Annotated in this window: 11 protein-coding genes and 3 pseudogenes; 8 read left to right on the top strand and 6 right to left on the bottom strand. The window is 53.4% G+C overall.

Annotated elements, in window-relative coordinates; all coding sequences use genetic code 11:
• Positions 1–54 precede the first annotated feature (54 nt).
• From JCM12539_RS13960 to nrdH, 5 genes and pseudogenes are all read right to left on the bottom strand, one after another.
• Positions 55–423 (bottom strand): CdaR family protein, encoded by a 369-nt coding sequence (locus tag JCM12539_RS13960; protein ID WP_225350261.1) that lies wholly within the window; start codon positions 421–423, stop codon positions 55–57.
• On the bottom strand, positions 333–1,175 hold the full coding sequence (locus JCM12539_RS05830; protein WP_225350260.1) for a CdaR family protein: 843 nt from the start codon (positions 1,173–1,175) through the stop codon (positions 333–335). The genes JCM12539_RS13960 and JCM12539_RS05830 overlap by 91 nt, the downstream gene beginning before the upstream one ends.
• Positions 1,172–1,969, bottom strand: a complete 798-nt coding sequence (gene cdaA, locus JCM12539_RS05825; RefSeq protein ID WP_054649949.1) for a diadenylate cyclase CdaA — start codon at positions 1,967–1,969, stop codon at positions 1,172–1,174. The genes JCM12539_RS05830 and cdaA overlap by 4 nt, the downstream gene beginning before the upstream one ends.
• A 1,355-nt stretch (positions 1,970–3,324) precedes the next feature.
• Positions 3,325–5,496, bottom strand: coding sequence for a class 1b ribonucleoside-diphosphate reductase subunit alpha (gene nrdE / locus JCM12539_RS05820; protein ID WP_054649947.1), 2,172 nt, complete (start codon positions 5,494–5,496; stop codon positions 3,325–3,327).
• Between the two features lie 53 nt (positions 5,497–5,549).
• A pseudogene (nrdH, locus tag JCM12539_RS05815) lies at positions 5,550–5,781 on the bottom strand (glutaredoxin-like protein NrdH).
• A gap of 316 nt (positions 5,782–6,097) precedes the next feature.
• Between nrdH and nrdF the strand changes: the two are divergent.
• The 8 genes and pseudogenes from nrdF to JCM12539_RS05775 all read left to right on the top strand — a co-directional run bounded on the left by nrdF (position 6,098) and on the right by JCM12539_RS05775 (position 14,977).
• Positions 6,098–7,144 carry a class 1b ribonucleoside-diphosphate reductase subunit beta gene (nrdF, locus tag JCM12539_RS05810; RefSeq protein WP_054649945.1) on the top strand — a complete coding sequence of 349 codons (1,047 nt, stop codon included), beginning with the start codon at positions 6,098–6,100 and terminating at the stop codon, positions 7,142–7,144.
• Positions 7,128–7,628: a class Ib ribonucleoside-diphosphate reductase assembly flavoprotein NrdI gene (locus JCM12539_RS05805; RefSeq protein ID WP_054649943.1), complete on the top strand. Its 501-nt coding sequence runs from the start codon at positions 7,128–7,130 to the stop codon at positions 7,626–7,628. The genes nrdF and JCM12539_RS05805 overlap by 17 nt, the downstream gene beginning before the upstream one ends.
• A 632-nt stretch (positions 7,629–8,260) precedes the next feature.
• Positions 8,261–9,462, top strand: a pseudogene (locus tag JCM12539_RS05800) (aminotransferase class I/II-fold pyridoxal phosphate-dependent enzyme).
• Between the two features lie 11 nt (positions 9,463–9,473).
• Positions 9,474–10,472: an NAD(P)-dependent oxidoreductase gene (locus tag JCM12539_RS05795; RefSeq protein WP_054649941.1), complete on the top strand. Its 999-nt coding sequence runs from the start codon at positions 9,474–9,476 to the stop codon at positions 10,470–10,472.
• A gap of 42 nt (positions 10,473–10,514) precedes the next feature.
• Positions 10,515–11,570 (top strand): annotated as a pseudogene (locus JCM12539_RS05790) (PTS sugar transporter subunit IIC).
• Between the two features lie 69 nt (positions 11,571–11,639).
• Positions 11,640–12,596, top strand: coding sequence for a lactate/malate family dehydrogenase (locus JCM12539_RS05785; protein WP_054649939.1), 957 nt, complete (start codon positions 11,640–11,642; stop codon positions 12,594–12,596).
• Between the two features lie 280 nt (positions 12,597–12,876).
• A complete protein-coding gene (locus JCM12539_RS05780) occupies positions 12,877–13,809 on the top strand; it encodes an L-lactate dehydrogenase (protein ID WP_054649937.1) in 933 nt (310 codons plus the stop codon).
• Between the two features lie 217 nt (positions 13,810–14,026).
• The gene (locus JCM12539_RS05775; RefSeq protein ID WP_054649935.1) at positions 14,027–14,977 is read left to right on the top strand and encodes a lactate/malate family dehydrogenase; all 951 of its coding nucleotides are present in this window, start codon (positions 14,027–14,029) and stop codon (positions 14,975–14,977) included.
• 385 nt (positions 14,978–15,362) lie between these two features.
• On the opposite strand, the gene purD is transcribed toward JCM12539_RS05775, so the two are convergent.
• Positions 15,363–16,619, bottom strand: a complete 1,257-nt coding sequence (purD, locus tag JCM12539_RS05770; RefSeq protein WP_054649933.1) for a phosphoribosylamine--glycine ligase — start codon at positions 16,617–16,619, stop codon at positions 15,363–15,365.
• Positions 16,620–16,640 lie beyond the last annotated feature (21 nt).

Here is a 16,640-nt window from a genome sequence, read left to right as displayed (position 1 = left end):
CCTCGTTTCTGCGTTTAACCGCTGAACTACGTTTACCATTTTATTACTTTTAGACTACTTAGCGCTACTACTGGATGAACTATCTGAACTGCTAGAGTCACTACTACTGGACTTGGCACTACTGCTGGATGAGCTGGAGCTTACTGATTGACTACTCGCCGAATCACTTGAGCTCTCGCTAGACGACGAACTGGCATCCCCGGCCTCGCTGCTCGACTCCGTAGTGACTTTGAGGCTGACCTTAATCGAGTTAGGGTCCGCCGCCACTAGGTCGGGGTACGCGTCCGTGACGTTCACCGTCTTGGTTGTACTTGAAGTTACGCCACTTACATCTACTGGCAAAGTAAGTTTGTCGATTTTCGCGAGTACCGACCGACTCCCGTAAATCCTGACACTGTCGGTGTTGCTCTTGAAGGCAACCACACGATCCTTGGCAACCGTGCCACTTTGCTTGAACTCCACGTCAACTTTTTTTTGCTTGGCAACGACACTGGCAAAGTTACCTTGACGGACTCCGGCAAGACCACCACGTTCAACGTATTACCGTTGCTATCCACGGCCTGGACGGAAACATTCTGGGTAACGTCCTTTTTGGTGTTATGGCTCAAAGCAACGGTGGCAACCACCTTGTTAATCCGCTTAATTTCTGAACGGGAACCGGACACCTGGGCCGAGTTAGTGGACAACTTTGGCGTGCCTACTTCATAGCCCTCAGCCAGAGCGTCGGCGTTGTATTTGACCTCAATCGGCATCGTCTTGTTAACCCGCTTTTGAATATTCACGTTAATGGTAGACGGTGTGATCTTATAGTTAAGGCTTTGGTTAAGCCCCTCCTCCGTCAATTTAACCTTATGCTTGCCCACGCCGAGGTTACTCAGGTTCGCTACTACCCTAAAGTTCTGCGTATTCTTGACCGCAGTCACGAGCGCGGAACTACCCGATACGCGCACCTTCACGTTCTGCGGGTAACCCGTAATGAAGTACTTGGTCGTATCCGCATTGAGCTGCAACGGCACTTTGACGGTCGCTGACCTGGTCGCCAGTAGCGAACTATTGGCCGTACCAGTCTGGCGGGTATTGTTAACCTGCTTGGTGTTGACGTAGAAGAAGATGCCTAGGGCCAACACGAATGACAGTAGGCGATAAACCCACTTGCTTTCCCAAAACTTGCTCATTTGCCCGCCCCCTTCCGGTTAATGCCCAGAATGAAGTCGCGGATGGGGTTGTGCTTCTCCTCGTCTTCGGCTGGTACCAGTTGCGCCGTCAAAAAGGCCATGTAATCATCTCGCGACATATCAATCATGAGGTGTGAGTTGTTGGTAATGGTGACGCCGCCAGTTTCTTCGGACACCACCACGGTCACGGCGTCGGTGACCTCACTAATACCAACGGCAGCACGATGACGCGTCCCGAGGCTCTTAGGAATAGCGTTACTCTCGGATAGCGGCAGGTACGCGGCGGCCACCGCGAGTCGATTGTCGCGAATAATCACGGCCCCGTCGTGCAAAGGTGTGTTGGGAATGAACGTGTTGATCAGAAGCGCACCACTCACCTCCGCATCGATGGGAATACCGGTTTCGATGTATTCCTCTAGGCCAGTGTTCATTTGGATGGTGATCAACGCCCCGATGCGGCGCTTACTCATGTACTGGATGGCCTGGTCTAACTGATCGACCAACCTTTGGCCGGTATCATGCTGGCTTTCAGCTCCGTGTGTGAATAGGCCACCTCGTCCCAGATGTTCCAACCCGCGTCGGATTTCTGGTTGAAAAATAATGACGATTGCCACTACGGACCAACTAATAATTTGGTCCAGAATGAAGGAGACGGCCCGCAGTTGTGCACCCCAGGCAATCAGTCGGATAATCACGATGATTAAAATGCCGCGGAAGAGCTGCACGGCTTTGGTACCACGGATCAACATGATCAAGCGGTACAGGAAGTACCACACGACCAGGATGTCCACTATGTTTGCTAGGGTTGTCCACGTAAAAAAACTGGGTGATTAGTTCACTCATCATCATGCCTCCATCATTGCGTAACTGTGCACATTATAGCATGGGCGCCGGACTGTTGGGGGATGATTTCCGCTGTTCGGTTCAGCAACTTGCTTCCATTGGGTTGATTTGCAAAGTTAGTGGCGGCAGCGTAGGCCGGACCGGTGAGCTGCGGCTTTCGTGGGTGCTCCATGGTCACCACTGCTAGGGCGAAGGTTGTGTGGTTACGAACTCGCGGGTGGCCTTTGGGACTGCGGCTTACGTGCCCTACGCCGTAGATTGCTACAGTAGCAGTTGGTGGCAGCGTAGGTTGGACCGGTGAGCTGCGGCTTTCGTGGGGTACTCCATGGTAACCACTGCTGGGGCGAAGGCTTCAACCCGCCAAGTACGGGCGTGTTTCCGCCGCGATTTCAAGCCTGCCCGGAAAAACACCGGTCAGTCTCGAAATTCGTCGCGTTCTAACGGCTAAAGCCGATGAAGCTCTCGGACTGGCTGCGCCATTCCTGCGAGAAGCACGCAGTAAGCGCTAAAGCGCAAACTGCGTGCGTTCCCCGGCAGTGGTTACCATTCCGACCCCACACGCCTACGCCCACCGGTCCGACCGACGCGGCCTTCCGCTACTGTATCAACCTCGTTTCCAGGAACGTAACCCGCAGCCTTCCACCGCGTTTCCGACACCCACTCGCTAACGGATAAACCGAAATATATCAAATGTGCTGTGTATCCATATTGTCCGTATCCATAATGACCATATAGTTAATTACCTCTAATGGACAACAGTTTGAGCCTATTCCCTGCCACAGAACAACCAAATTCAGTACCCGCATTTCACAATACATAGTAGTGTGAAGCCACGTCGGTCGGGTTATTCTTATGGGCTGACAGTTGACCAAATTATCCATGAATCCGCTCACAAGTGTGATTCTGGCCGGTGGGGGTGCCGTGGGGAGCGGAGACGACTGGGCCCGGAACGGTGACCATCTACTGTTGGTCGTACTGGCGTGGTGGTGGAGGTTGAGCGGCTGGTCCCCGCGACGGCTGTATGCCCGTAGTTCTGTTGGAATTATTGTCAGTTGGGGCTTTAGCCCCTACTGACAGTTATGACTTACAGAATCAAATTGGCTAGACCGAGCGGGTTTTGCTCGGGCTACGGCAATTCGCGGTAGCCCGGCACGGGCGTGAGCGTGAGGCTCACAGCTCCGGTCGCGGGGACCAGCCGCTCAACCGGAACCACCACGCCAGTACGACCAGCCAATCTGAGTACAACCAGCCAACCAAAAAGCGTCCAGTCGCGGATGAAGACGACTGGACGCGTTCTTATCAAAGTTTAGATGACACAGCTTTCACATTCGTTACTGCCGACTTCTTCTTCATCATCCGTAAACGTCCGGATGTAGTAAATCGACTTAATGCCCTTGTAGTGGGCGTAGTTACGCAGAATGTTTAGGTCGCGGGTCGTCATTTTGTTGGTCCGCCCCTGCTTCCATGGATAGATACCTTCGGGAATTGTACTGCGCATGAACAGCGTGAGTGACAACGACTGGTCCACGTGCTGCTGTGCCGCAGCGTAAACGTCAATCACTTTGCGCATGTCCGTATCGTAGGCACTCTTGTAGTACGGCATGGTGTCGTTGGACAGCCCCGCCGCCGGGTAAAAGATCTTCCCTATGGTCTTCTCCTGCCGGTCTTCAATCCGGTTAATGATTGGGTGCAAAGACGAACTGGTATCGTTGATGTAACTAATCGAACCGTTTGGGGCTACCGCCATACGGTTCTGGTTGTACAAACCGTACTTCATGACGTCCGCACGCAGTTGCTTCCAGTCGTCAGTCGTGGGTACGTGAATGTCCTTGAACAATTCCTGTACTTTAGGATCGTGTGGCTGCCAGTCCTCATTCACGTAACGGTCAAAGTAAGTACCATCGGCGTACTGACTCCGGTCAAAGTGGTAGAAGGACTCGCCGCGTTCGCGGGCAATCTTATTGGAAGCTACCAGCGTGTAGTAGTTCAAGCATAGGAAGTAAACGCTCGTAAACTCTACAGACTCCGGCGAACCGTATTCCATGTGGTTGAGGGCAAAGAAGGTGTGCAACCCCATCGCACCCAAACCAATTGAGTGAGCCCGGTGGTTACCGTGCTGGACCGATGGGACAACGTCAATGTTGCTTTCATCCGAAACGAAGGTTAGCGCACGAACCATGGCCTCAACGGCACGGCCAAAATGCTTCGCCTTCATCAGGTTAGGAATGTTCGTGGAACCCAAGTTACACGAAACGTCCGTCCCCATGACGTCATAACCCTGCTGGTTGTTAATCTTTGACGGCTCCTGCACCTGCATAATCTCCGAACACAGGTTACTCATGATGATCTTCCCGTCAATTGGGTTGTCATTGTTCGCCGTGTCCACGTTGACGATGTACGGGTAGCCTGATTCCTGCTGCAGCCGCGAAATTTCGTTCTCCAGGTTGCGGGCCCGAATCTTGTACTTCTTGATGTTTGGGTTGGCCACCAGAGCGTCGTACTCCTTAGTGATGTCAATGTAGGAGAATGGCTTACCGTACTCACGCTCCACCGAGTATGGTGAGAATAAGTACATATCGGCGTCTTCACGCACCAAGTCGTAAAACTTGTCCGGAACAATGACACCCAGGCTCAGGGTCTTAACCCGGTACTTTTCGTCCGCATTTTCCTTCTTGGCACCCAAGAAGTTAATGATATCTGGGTGAAAGACGTTCAGGTAAACCACACCGGCACCCTGCCGTTGACCAAGCTGGTTCGAGTATGAGAACGAGTCTTCCAGCAACTTCATGACTGGCAAGACGCCGCTAGCCGCTCCCTCAATACCTTTGATTGGTGCTCCAGCCTCACGCAGGTTAGACAGCGTCAGACCAACACCACCACCGATACGAGACAACTCAAGCGCGGAATTAATTGCCCGGCCAATTGAGTTCATGTCGTCGGTTACCTGCAATAGGAAACAGGACACCAACTCACCACGACGCGAGCGCCCTGCATTCAGGAAGGATGGCGTTGCTGGCTGGTAGCGCTGGTGGATCATCTCTTCAGCCAAATCGTGCGCCAAGGATTCATTGCCGTCAGCGAAGTACAAGGCGTTAGCAAAGACGCGGTCCTTAAAGTCTTCCAGATACTGCTCACCGTCATTGGTCTTCAAAGCGTACTGTGCATAATATTTGTACGCCGCCATGAAGGACTTAAACTGAAAGTGCTGGTCCTGCAAGTACTGGTACAAATCATCCTTAAACGCGGCGCTGTACTTGTCCAAAAAGGCGGATTCGTAGTAATCGTTAGCGACCAGGTAATCCAACTTTGCGGCCAGTGAATCAAATTGCTTCGTGTTGGGCTGGACGTTTTCAGCCAGGAATGCGGCCAAAGCTTCCTTGTCCTTATTCAGCGGAATTTGTCCGTCAACGGGAATGTTGATTTCGTTATTTAGTTTGTAGTACGAAACGTGCTCTGGAGAGATTGATTTAAGTGACATATTGTACCTACTTTCATGCAATCACCAAGGGGATAAAAAAACAGCTGGCCGTCTTAAACAGCCAACTGCTTTAAAACGTCTGGACGAAAACCAGTGATGGCCTCCATGCCGTCCGCTTCGAGTACCGGCGTCATCTTGAAGCCCTGATTTTTTTAAGTAATTAACGTATTCAGGCTCCTCATTGATGTTGTGTTCGGTATAATTGATGTTGTGTTCGTCCAAGAACCGCTTCGTCATACGGCAGCGAGGACAACCATTTTTGGTAAATAAAGTAACATTGCGCATATTCATCAGTCCTTTGATTTCGTAAGTATGTCATTATCATACCCAATCTAGTGTGGAGGGTCAACCACAATACCACATCTTGTGTTCTGTAATTCCTTGAAAAGGCCGGTCCTACGCCATTACCGGCCGCAAAAAAAATATTTTATCCGACCCACCAACTACCATATATAGGGTCATTCACCCGAAGTTTTTAACATTTACACACAATATCCTGTGTGCTAACCTAAGTCATACCACATTTAGTACGGTGCACAGTACATACAGTAACGTCGTACACCATGACAATTCGCGGCAACACCGCAAGGAGGTTCTTCACTTGACTGATTTAGTAAAGAAGTTCGCTGACGCTGACGACTACCAGGCCGTTAACTGGGACCGCGTCAATGACGCCATCGACAAGGCAACTTGGGAAAAGTTAACCGAACAATTCTGGCTGGACACCCGTATCCCCGTATCCAACGATATGGATGACTGGCGTGAACTTGATACCGACCACCAGTGGGTTGTTGGTCACGTCTTTGGTGGCTTGACCCTGCTGGACACGGTTCAGTCCCAGGACGGTATGCAGGCATTGCGCCGGAACGTGGTGACACCCCACGAAACCGCCGTACTGAACAACATCCAGTTCATGGAATCCGTCCACGCTAAGAGTTACTCCACCATCTTTTCCACCCTCAACACGCCGGACGAAATTGACGAAATTTTCCAGTGGTCGGACACTGAGGACTTCCTGCAGGCCAAGGCCAAGACCATCGTGGACATCTACCGCAATGATCCGGACCCGTTGCACAAAAAGGTGGCCAACGTATTCCTTGAAACCTGCCTCTTCTATAGTGGTTTCTACACGCCGCTGTACTACTTGGGCAACAACAAGTTGAACAACGTCGCCGAAATCATTAAGTTAATCCTCCGCGACGAATCCGTGCATGGCACGTATATTGGTTACAAGTACCAGGTAACGTACGACCAGTTGACTGACGCCCAGAAGCAAGCACAGGACGACTGGGCTTACGACTTGTTGTACAACCTCTTTGATAATGAAACCAACTACGCCAAGCTCGTGTACGACCAGGTCGGCTGGACTGATGAAGTGATGACCTTCGTGCAGTATAACGCCAACAAGGCCCTCATGAACTTGGGTAAGGAACCCATCTTTGAAACGACGGCCAGCGACGTTAACCCCGTCATTATGAACGGGATCAACACCACTACTTCCAACCACGACTTCTTCTCCCAAGTTGGTAACGGCTACCTGCTGGGTCAGGTTGAGGCCATGAATGACGACGATTACCTCATCGGTTTGGATGAGGACGCTCAGGACGACAAGAAAAAAAAGGTGATCGCTAATGGCAGCACCAATTAACGTTGTTTTTATCAGTATTAGCGGCAACACGCGGGCCTTTACCAAGCTACTGAAACAGCACGCGGTCAAGGCACAGGCCATGGACGCTGACTCCCGGGACGTAAACTTCTACGAGTACACGGAGCAGTTTGACGAGCGGGTGCTGGATGCTGGCCCCTACTTTGTCTTAGTGCCAACCTACCTGGACGGTGGGGACGGGATGCACACGGGCTACCAGGAAACGTTGACGGTGGACCTCCGCGACGAGCTGGATGACGGCAACACGGACAATCTGATTGGGATTGTTGGCAGTGGCAACCGTAACTTCAACGCGCAGTTTGGGTTGACGGCCAAGCACTACGCCAACCGCTACAACAGTCCACTTATTGGTCTTTTCGAACTCCGTGGTAACAAGGAAGAGGCTCGGCGGATTTACGATGCAATGAGCACTACCCTGACGGAATATGAACGGACGGGCGTAAAGAAGGCATTAACGCGCGCGTAGTCAAAGTTAAAATTAAAAAAACTATTGACACGTTTCTCACATTGCTATAATATCGTCCACATAGAAGACGAGAGGAGTTTTCCTAATGAAACAATCACTGATCACAGTTGCACGCACGTACGCCTTTTGGTTTTTCGGGTAGTCATCCGAGGGCCAAGAGCTATTGAGCGTGGCACGCGGATGACATGAGGCATCTGCGTGTACAGTGGTCAACCGATTTTTTTAGGTCAACTACCGCCACCCAGATGTTTCGCATTCGCGAAGCTCCGGGGGGCGGATTTTTTTTACGCAGAGAGTTAGTGCTTTAGCACTTACTCTCTGCTACTCGGAGGCTGTGCGTCAGCACCGCCGAGAGACTGGAGCATTTACTGGTTTGACAGTTGTCAGATCGCGCAAAGCAGCGTACCCGCCTACCAGCTTTAGCACTGACTCTCTGCTACTCGGAGCACCCGCGGAGCGTGTGCGAGAGACTGGAGCATTCATTCACTGGTTTGACAGTTGTCAGATCGCGCAAAGCAGCGTACTCGCCCTACCAGCTTTAGCACTGACTCTCTGCCACGACCACGTTTCATCCCCAATCCTCCTCCCCGTCCCTACCACTACATATCCACCAACAGAAAGGAAGTTACACCATGCCCAAAACTAAACCAAGTTTGTTAAAGGATTTAGACCATACCTATGACGGTCTCGGGGCCAACCCCATCCGCGTATTTGATGCTGAGGCCAGCAAAATTCCCAACGTCATCAAGCTCTCACTCGGTGAACCGGACTTTAACGTTCCGGAACACATCAAACAAGCGGCAATTGATTCCATCAATAATGATGAATCGCACTACGGTCCGTCCAATGGCTGGCCAAAGGTGCGCCAGGCGGCCGCAGATTTTCTCAGCGATCGTTACGGCCTGGACTACGACCCTAACACGGAGATTGCCGTAACCGTGGGGGCTACCGAAGGACTACACGCAGCCCTCGATACTTTGCTCAACCCTGGTGACCAAGTACTGATGCCGAGCCCAACGTTCTCCCTGTACGACCAGCTCATTCGCATTAATGGGGCGGAACCAGTTTACGTTGATACCAGCAGTACCGGCTTTGTCTTCACACCAGAACAGCTCAAAGCTGGTATTGCCCGGTGCGATCACCTCAAAGCAGTGCTACTGAACTTCCCGTCCAACCCCACCGGTGTCACCTATAACGAGGCACAAGTTCGGGCGCTCGCAGATGTGTTGCGCGAAACTGACGTCACCGTGATTTCGGATGAGATCTACTCCGAGCTCACGTACGACGGCACGCACTTCAGCTTTGCCAAGGCATTACCTGAACAAACCTTGCTGATCAACGGCGTATCAAAATCCCACGCCATGACTGGTTGGCGGATTGGTCTTATCGCTGGTCCCGCAGAGCTGATGCGGCGCGTTAGCTTGGCCCACGCGTTCAACGTCACCTCAGCGTCGAATCCCGCTATGGCCGGCGCCTACGAAGCAATGAGTACGGAGGAAGGACGTCAGGACACCCTGGCCATGAAGGCTGAATACCTCAAACGACGCGACCTGGTCGTTGCCAAAATGAGCGCAATGGGCTTCGGTATTCCGAACCAAACGGTGCCTTTTACGTCTTTGCTAAGATTCCCGCTGACCTGATTCAGGACGACACCGAATTCTGTTACGACCTGGTCCGCAAAAACGCCGTCGCGCTGATTCCCGGTGGCGGGTTTGGTCCCGGTGGTGAGGGCCACGTGCGGCTTAGTTACGCCGCGTCCATGGACAACCTCACCGAGGCCATGCGTCGTCTACAAGAATACGTTGATGATTACCGCGCAACCCATACGGCCTAAGGAGGCACAAGATGACCAAAATTTTAATGTATTGTGTTCGCGACGATGAGCAGCCAGCCATTCAGGCGTACGCTGCCGCCCACAACCTGACGATTGACACCAACGATGTCGTGCTCCACGGCGATACGGTGCAGCTAGCCCAGGGCTACGATGGCATTGTTATTCAACAGCGCGGCCCCATCGGCGACGATACCGTGTACACACAGCTAGCCAGTTACGGCATTCACCAGCTCACCACGCGGACTGCCGGAGTTGATACCATCAACCTCGACGCCGCCGCAGCTGCCGGGCTGACCGTGACCAACGTTCCGGCATACTCCCCACGAAGCGTGGCCGAGCACGCCCTGATGTCCATCTTCCGTATTCTGCGGCAGAGTCCCCTGATCGATGCGCGGGTCCGGAACAACAACTTTGACTTCAACGGGCTCCAAGCTAAAGAAATTCACTCCACCACAATCGGTATTATCGGTGCCGGTCGCATTGGGGGCACCTTGGCCCAGATGCTCCACCTGTTGGGCGCAAAGGTGCTCGCATACGACGTCCAGGAACGTGACGACTTGCGCGATATCGTGACCTACACGACCAAAGCAAAGGTCCTCGAGCAATCTGACGTGGTATCGCTGCACGTCGACCTGAACCCCACCTCCACCGGCCTGATTGGTGCTGACGACCTCAAACTCATGCAACCAACATCCGGCTTGGTCAACGCCAGCCGCGGCCCAGTGGTCGACACGGCAGCGCTGATTACCGCGCTGAAGAACCACGAACTCGCCATGGCCGCATTGGATACGGTCGAGGGCGAGGCGGCAGTGTTTACCCGCGACCTCAGCAAAGTCGGCCTGGACGCCACGCCGCAGATTAAGGAACTAAACGCAATGGACAACGTCATCCTGACGCCACACATCGGCTTTTACACCAACATTGCCGTCCAAAACATGGTGGACATCGCACTTGACGACGTCCTGGCCGTCCTCAACGGTGAGCAGCCTAAAAACGCAATCTCACGTTAGTCAACCGCCGTAACCAACACTAAGACAACGAGGAAACTATTTATGTCAGCTAATGCCACAAACAACGCCCCCGCAATCGGAATCAAACAGTTTACCCTGGACGTACTCAACGGTAGTAGTCTCGGGGTGGTAGTGGCCCTCATTCCGGCCGCACTTACCAGCCAGATTCTGGCACTATTTCCCGGCAACCACGTCGCTGGTGCCATTACCATGATGGTCACCGTTGCGCAGTCCCTACTCAGTGTCTTTGCAGCAATGGCGGTGGGCCACATGCTACGACTTGAAACGCTGGACGCAGCCTGTATTGCCCTTGCGACCTTCGTTTCTTCCGGAGCCATCACCACGAGCAAAGGCGCGTTCGTCTTTAACGGCACGGTCCATCCTCAACATTATGCTGACCACCTTTATCAGCGCGGCGATGGTACTACTAATCCACCGCCATCTGGGACAACTGAAACTGGTTATTGAACCCACCATCGTCCTCATTATTGGTGGCGGTATTGGGATACTGACCCTGCCGGCAATGGTCGCCGTTCAAACTTTTGTTGGACAACTGGTAGCCAGTGCCACCCACCTGACCCCCATCCTAATGGGATCGTGCTCGGCATCATCTTTGCGGTACTGATTGTGAGCCCACTATCGTCTGTCGGCATTGCGATGGCAATCGCGCTCACGGGCATCGGTTCCGGGGCGGCGAACGCCGGCATTGTGGTCGCCAGTTTCACCCTGGCATGGATTGGGGCCAGCGCGAACCCACTCGGCGGCACACTCGCCCACTTCTTAGGGTCACCCAAGATTCAGATGGCTAACATGCTCCGCCGTCCCCTGCTCTTTGTACCAGTAATCATTGGGGCGGGTATCTGTGGCGGAGCAGCCAGCTTATTACAAATGAACGGTACGCCGTTTTCAGCTGGTTTCGGCTTTGCGGGGTTGATTGGGCCGCTCACGGCGCTTCAACAGTCACATGGAGTTTTGGTCTGGCTGCGGGTCCTCCTCACCTTTGTGGTGATTCCGGTCCTCGCAGCCGGCGGGTTAAAGTGGTTGTTCGTGAACCAGCTGGGGTTGATTAAACCACAGGACGCCCAGCTCGGTGAATAACCACGGTTTATAAGTTTAAGCATCAACAAGCATTAATCACTACATTTAACTACTTTGGAGGAAATATTAATGACTCGAACAATTGCAGTAATCGGTGTCGGCAACGTCGGCGGGGCCGTGGCCCATCAAATCGTCACCTCGGGGATGGCGGACGACCTCATACTCATCGACCGGCGTGAAGGCAAAGTTGAAGCTGACGCCCTCGACTTTGAGGACGCCCAGGCCAACCTGACACACCACACCAACATTATCGTGAATGACTACCAGGCGGTCGCGCACGCGGAGGTCGTCATCTCGGCGGTGGGCAACATCGGTTTGCAATCGCTCGACAACCCGGACCGCTTTGCTGAACTCGGTTTCACTTCCAATCAGGTTAAGCTGGTTGCGCAACGCCTCAAGGAAGTCGGGTTCCACGGTAAGATTATCTGTATTTCTAATCCGTGTGACATCATGACCATGATCTATCAGCGTGTGACCGGCCTACCTCACAATCAGGTAATGGGCACGGGTACGATGCTCGATTCAGCCCGTATGCACCGGGCGGTCGGGCACGCGCTCCAGGTCGACCCCCGCTCCGTCGAGGGCTACAACCTGGGTGAACACGGCAACTCGCAGTTCACGGCTTGGTCCACCGTCCACGTGCTGGGACACCCCATCAGCCAACTGGCAAAGGAGCGTAACCTGGACCTGAACGCCATTGATGAGGATTCCAAAATGGGTGGTTACACGGTGGTTAAGGGCAAGGCGTACACCAACTACGGTATTGCCGCCGCTGCCACACGCCTTGCAACCACCATTCTAGAGGATGCCCACACGCAACTACCCGTATCCAACTGGCGTGAGGAGTACGGATGCTACTTATCTATTCCGGTGGTGGTCGGCCGCGCCGGCGTCATTGAGCGTATTCGCTTCGACCTCACGGCTGACGAGCAACGTAAGCTACAAGAATCCGCCACGTTCATTCTGGAACACTTTGCGCAGGTGGATCCAGCCAACGACGAGCTTGCGGCGGCCGTTGACCAGTAGTCAACCACTGTCCATAAAGCTGGCACATGACGGTGCTAGCTTTTTTTTGATGCCCTAGAGTCGCATGAGGTCACGTAAGCAGCAATACCATCGCCATTCCCGACGAATCGAGTACGAATGAGCCCTTTTTTAGTCATCCTTCCCCGTCATTTAATCGCGGCGTCATAATTGTTTGGCAATCCCGCGCCGCTATACTACACTGCAAGTGCAGTGCGTTAACCAAGTCAAGCAGGTGGCGACATTCGCCACCCCCAAATCAACCACTAAGGGAGCTAATATTTTGCCTCGTAAAATTGCAGTAATTGGTATTGGTCATGTTGGTGAAGCCGTCGCCCACCAAATCGTGACGCAGGGATTAACTGACCGACTCGTATTAATTGACAAGGACGTCAAGAAACTAACCGCCGATTTCCACGACCTTTTAGACGCGGCCGCCAACCTCACCCGCCATACAGATATCGTTATGAACGATTGGGATGCCGTCGCCGATGCGGACATCGTGATATCGGCGGTGGGTAAAATTAACCTGATCACCCTGGACCACCCCGACCGTTTTGCCGAACTCGAGTACACATCCACGCAGGTCAAAGACGTGGCGGAACACTTGCGAGCGGTTGGCTTCAACGGGCAAATTGTGTGCATCTCGAACCCGTGTGACGTCATGACCATGATTTACCAGCAGGTCACCGGTTTACCCGCCAACCACGTTATGGGCACCGGTACCATGCTGGACTCAGCGCGGATGCGCCGGGCGGTCGGCGAAGCCTTTCAGGTGGACCCGCGCTCCGTTAGCGGGTACAACCTGGGTGAACACGGTAACTCCCAGTTCACCGCTTGGTCGACAGTCAGCGTGATGGGTCGGCCCATTGTGGACGTCAAAGACGAAGTCGGCCTGGACTTAGATTCCGTTGAACACCACTCTAGCATGGACGCATTTGACGTCTTTGCTGGTAAGGGTTACACCAGCTTTGGTATCGCGGCGGCCGCCACACGCCTCGCCGATACCATTTTACGGGACGCCCGCACCATGTTGCCCGTATCGAACTGGCGCACGGATTTGCAGTGCTACCTGTCCTTCCCCGTTATTGTGGGTGCAGATGGTGTTGAACAACAAACGCAGTGGCAGTTAACGGACGATGAACAACAAAAGTTACGCCACTCTGCTGACTGCATTAAGGATCACTTCAATCAGGTCATGTCCGTTGAAGTGTAATTGACCAATTAAGCCAGCACAAATTGAAATTAGCCCCCACAAATTCGTGGGGGTTTTTTGTTATTGCCAGTCACGTAATGTCGGGCTTGCGCGACTTTAAAGTATCTGTCATGACACCGATAATTTGAAAAATGTCACAATTTTCTTGATTTTTTTCACATTTTAATGCCATTATTTTAATCGTTAATGAATTTAAAGGTAAAGGTGGATATTGATTATGACTAGAAAAATTGCAGTAATCGGCATGGGTAACGTTGGCGGCGCGGTCGCCCACCAGATTGTCGCCACGGGTATGGTTGATGATTTGGTCATTATCGACGAGCGCACCGCTAAATCGAACGCTGACGCCCTCGACTTTGCCGACGCAATGGCGAACTTAACCCACCATACCAACGTGATTGCGAATGACTACGAAGCAGTAGCCGACGCAGAAATTGTGATTTCCGCGGTGGGTAAGGTCAGCCTGCAGTCCGCGACCAACCCGGACCGCTTTGCTGAACTCGAGTATACCTCCACGCAGGTCAAGCATGTTGCCCGCAACCTTAAGTGCGTTGGGTTCCACGGTAAAATTATCTGTATCTCGAATCCGTGCGACATCATGACCACGATTTACCAGCAAATTACCGGCCTGCCGTACAACCACGTGGTGGGTACCGGCACGATGCTGGACTCGGCACGCATGCGTCGCGCCGTTGGTCACGCCCTCGACGTCGACCCGCGGTCCGTGACCGGCTACAACCTGGGCGAGCACGGTAACTCCCAGTTCACCGCCTGGTCCACCGTACGTGTACTCGGCCACCCCGTGACTGAATTGGTCGACAGCAAGCACCTTGACCTCGACGCCATCGATGAGGATTCACGCATTGGTGGGTTTACCGTGTTTAAGGGCAAGCAGTACACTAACTACGCAATTGCGGCGGCTGCTACTCGCCTCGCGCGCACTGTGCTGGAAGACGCCCACACTGAACTCGCCGTTTCCAATTGGCACGAAGAGTTTAATTCATACCTATCCACGCCAGTCATCATCGGCCGGGACGGTGTGTTGGCCCGCGCGGAGTTTGATTTGACCAAGGAGGAGGAGAACAAGCTCGCCCAATCCGCTCAATTCATTCGCCAACACTACGCTGAAGTGGATCCAGCAAACGACAAAGTGGGCTCAGAAGCATAACCAGTATCCACGTCCCCCACTCACTACACCCCAAATTTAACGATTCCGTAACCACCGCTAGTAACCTTGTATCTGCGCGGATAGTTGCCGGCAACACCTACCAGAACGGTGAACGTTGGCTAGCGCCTGTATGCGCAAACGGTTAAAATGGTAGTCGTTAGTAAATACTACTGGGGGCACGTGACTCGGTATTTGGGGGAACCATTGACACATGGATAATACAACCAAAATAGACGCAAGTCGGGTTCAGCGCTATGACCGCAGGCACCAGACGTGGTGGCGCTGGTTTATCCGTTTCTTCGACGTTGATTAATTAATAATCGCAGTACCAAAAAAACTCGGTGGAAAACCACCGAGTTTTTTTGTTGCAATCAACCACTAACTGTTACCGGACGGGTTCCATAAGCGCATGATAACCAATGTCCTCGCGAAAGGCCAGCTCGCCCGCCAATTGGTCGACCAATTGGTAAACCAGCTTGGTCGCCGTCTGAATGTTATCACCAGCACCCACAACGGTTGCCACCCGACCACCGCTACTTTGCCAACCATTATCCCCGTACTCAACCGCGGCTGGGAGCCATTGCCCCAGCTCGGGGGTGGCCGGCACCTTGAACGCCAGTGGTGGCCGACTGGTCGCTGGATAGCCGGGGTGCGCAAGGACAACCGCACTGTACGTTTGCCCGTTCAAATGTAGCTGCGGTTGTTGCCCCGCCATGAGGTTAGTAATCGTCACGTACAAATCATCCTTAATTTGCGGTAACAACACCTGGGTTTCAGGATCCCCCAAGCGGACGTTGTACTCCAGCACCCGTGGCCCGTCCGCCGTAAACATTAATCCGGTGTACAACACGCCGCAACCATCCAAGCCGTCCGCATGAATACCAGTAATCGTGCGCTGAACAATCGCTTGCGCCTCCGCAGCCGCCGTGGCGCCAAACTGCGGTGCGGGACTAATGGCCCCCATCCCGCCAGTATTGGGCCCGGCATCCCCGTTAAATCGGCGCTTATGGTCCTGAGATAACGGCAAAGTCACAAAGTGAGTACCCGCAAATAGCGTCATCACCGACGCTTCTTGCCCAGTGAGGTACTCCTCCACCACTACGGTCGCATCCGCGCCCTGCCGGTACAAGCCATCCAGCGCCGCCTCAGCCTCTGCAATGGTGGCCGCGACCCGCACCCCTTTGCCCGCGGCCAAGCCATCGGCCTTCACCACGACTGGTGCTCCAAATTCGCGCATCGCCGCCTGCGCTTCCGTCAGGGTATGCGTCACAACCGACCGCGCTGTGGGAATACCGTGCCGTTGCATAAACGCTTTGGCAAACCCCTTACTACCCTCCAACTGCGCCAGCCGCTGATGTGGGCCAAAAATCTGCTGCCCGGCCGCCATAAAGGCATCTACAATCCCACCTACCAGCGGCACCTCGGGACCAACAAAGGTGAGGTCCACGTGGCCGCGGGCGAAGTCCAATAACCGGTCAAAATCGTCAACGGCGATGGGCACCGGGTCCAATCCCAACAACTTCATGGCCTGATTACCGGGCGCTACATAAACCCGGTCAACCGACGGGGCGCGCCGAAAAGCGAGACCTAATGCACTTTCACGGGCACCACCACCAACAATCAATACGTTATGTTGCACCATAAAATAACGTCCTCCCATGTG

The organism is Lacticaseibacillus pantheris DSM 15945 = JCM 12539 = NBRC 106106 (genome assembly GCF_001311175.1).
Classification (GTDB): Bacteria; Bacillota; Bacilli; order Lactobacillales; family Lactobacillaceae; genus Lacticaseibacillus; species Lacticaseibacillus pantheris.
Note: the sequence above shows the minus strand (reverse complement) of the source record. Positions and strands in the feature narration are given on the sequence as shown.

Excerpts from the sequence above, each read along its gene's own strand:
- JCM12539_RS05830 (WP_225350260.1), bottom strand. The coding sequence starts at position 1,175 with ATGAGCAAGTTTTGGGAAAGCAAGTGGGTTTATCGCCTACTGTCATTC.
- nrdE (WP_054649947.1), bottom strand. The coding sequence starts at position 5,496 with ATGTCACTTAAATCAATCTCTCCAGAGCACGTTTCGTACTACAAACTA.
- JCM12539_RS05805 (WP_054649943.1), top strand. The coding sequence starts at position 7,128 with ATGGCAGCACCAATTAACGTTGTTTTTATCAGTATTAGCGGCAACACG.
- JCM12539_RS05795 (WP_054649941.1), top strand. The coding sequence starts at position 9,474 with ATGACCAAAATTTTAATGTATTGTGTTCGCGACGATGAGCAGCCAGCC.
- JCM12539_RS05785 (WP_054649939.1), top strand. The coding sequence starts at position 11,640 with ATGACTCGAACAATTGCAGTAATCGGTGTCGGCAACGTCGGCGGGGCC.
- JCM12539_RS05775 (WP_054649935.1), top strand. The coding sequence starts at position 14,027 with ATGACTAGAAAAATTGCAGTAATCGGCATGGGTAACGTTGGCGGCGCG.
- purD (WP_054649933.1), bottom strand. The coding sequence starts at position 16,619 with ATGGTGCAACATAACGTATTGATTGTTGGTGGTGGTGCCCGTGAAAGT.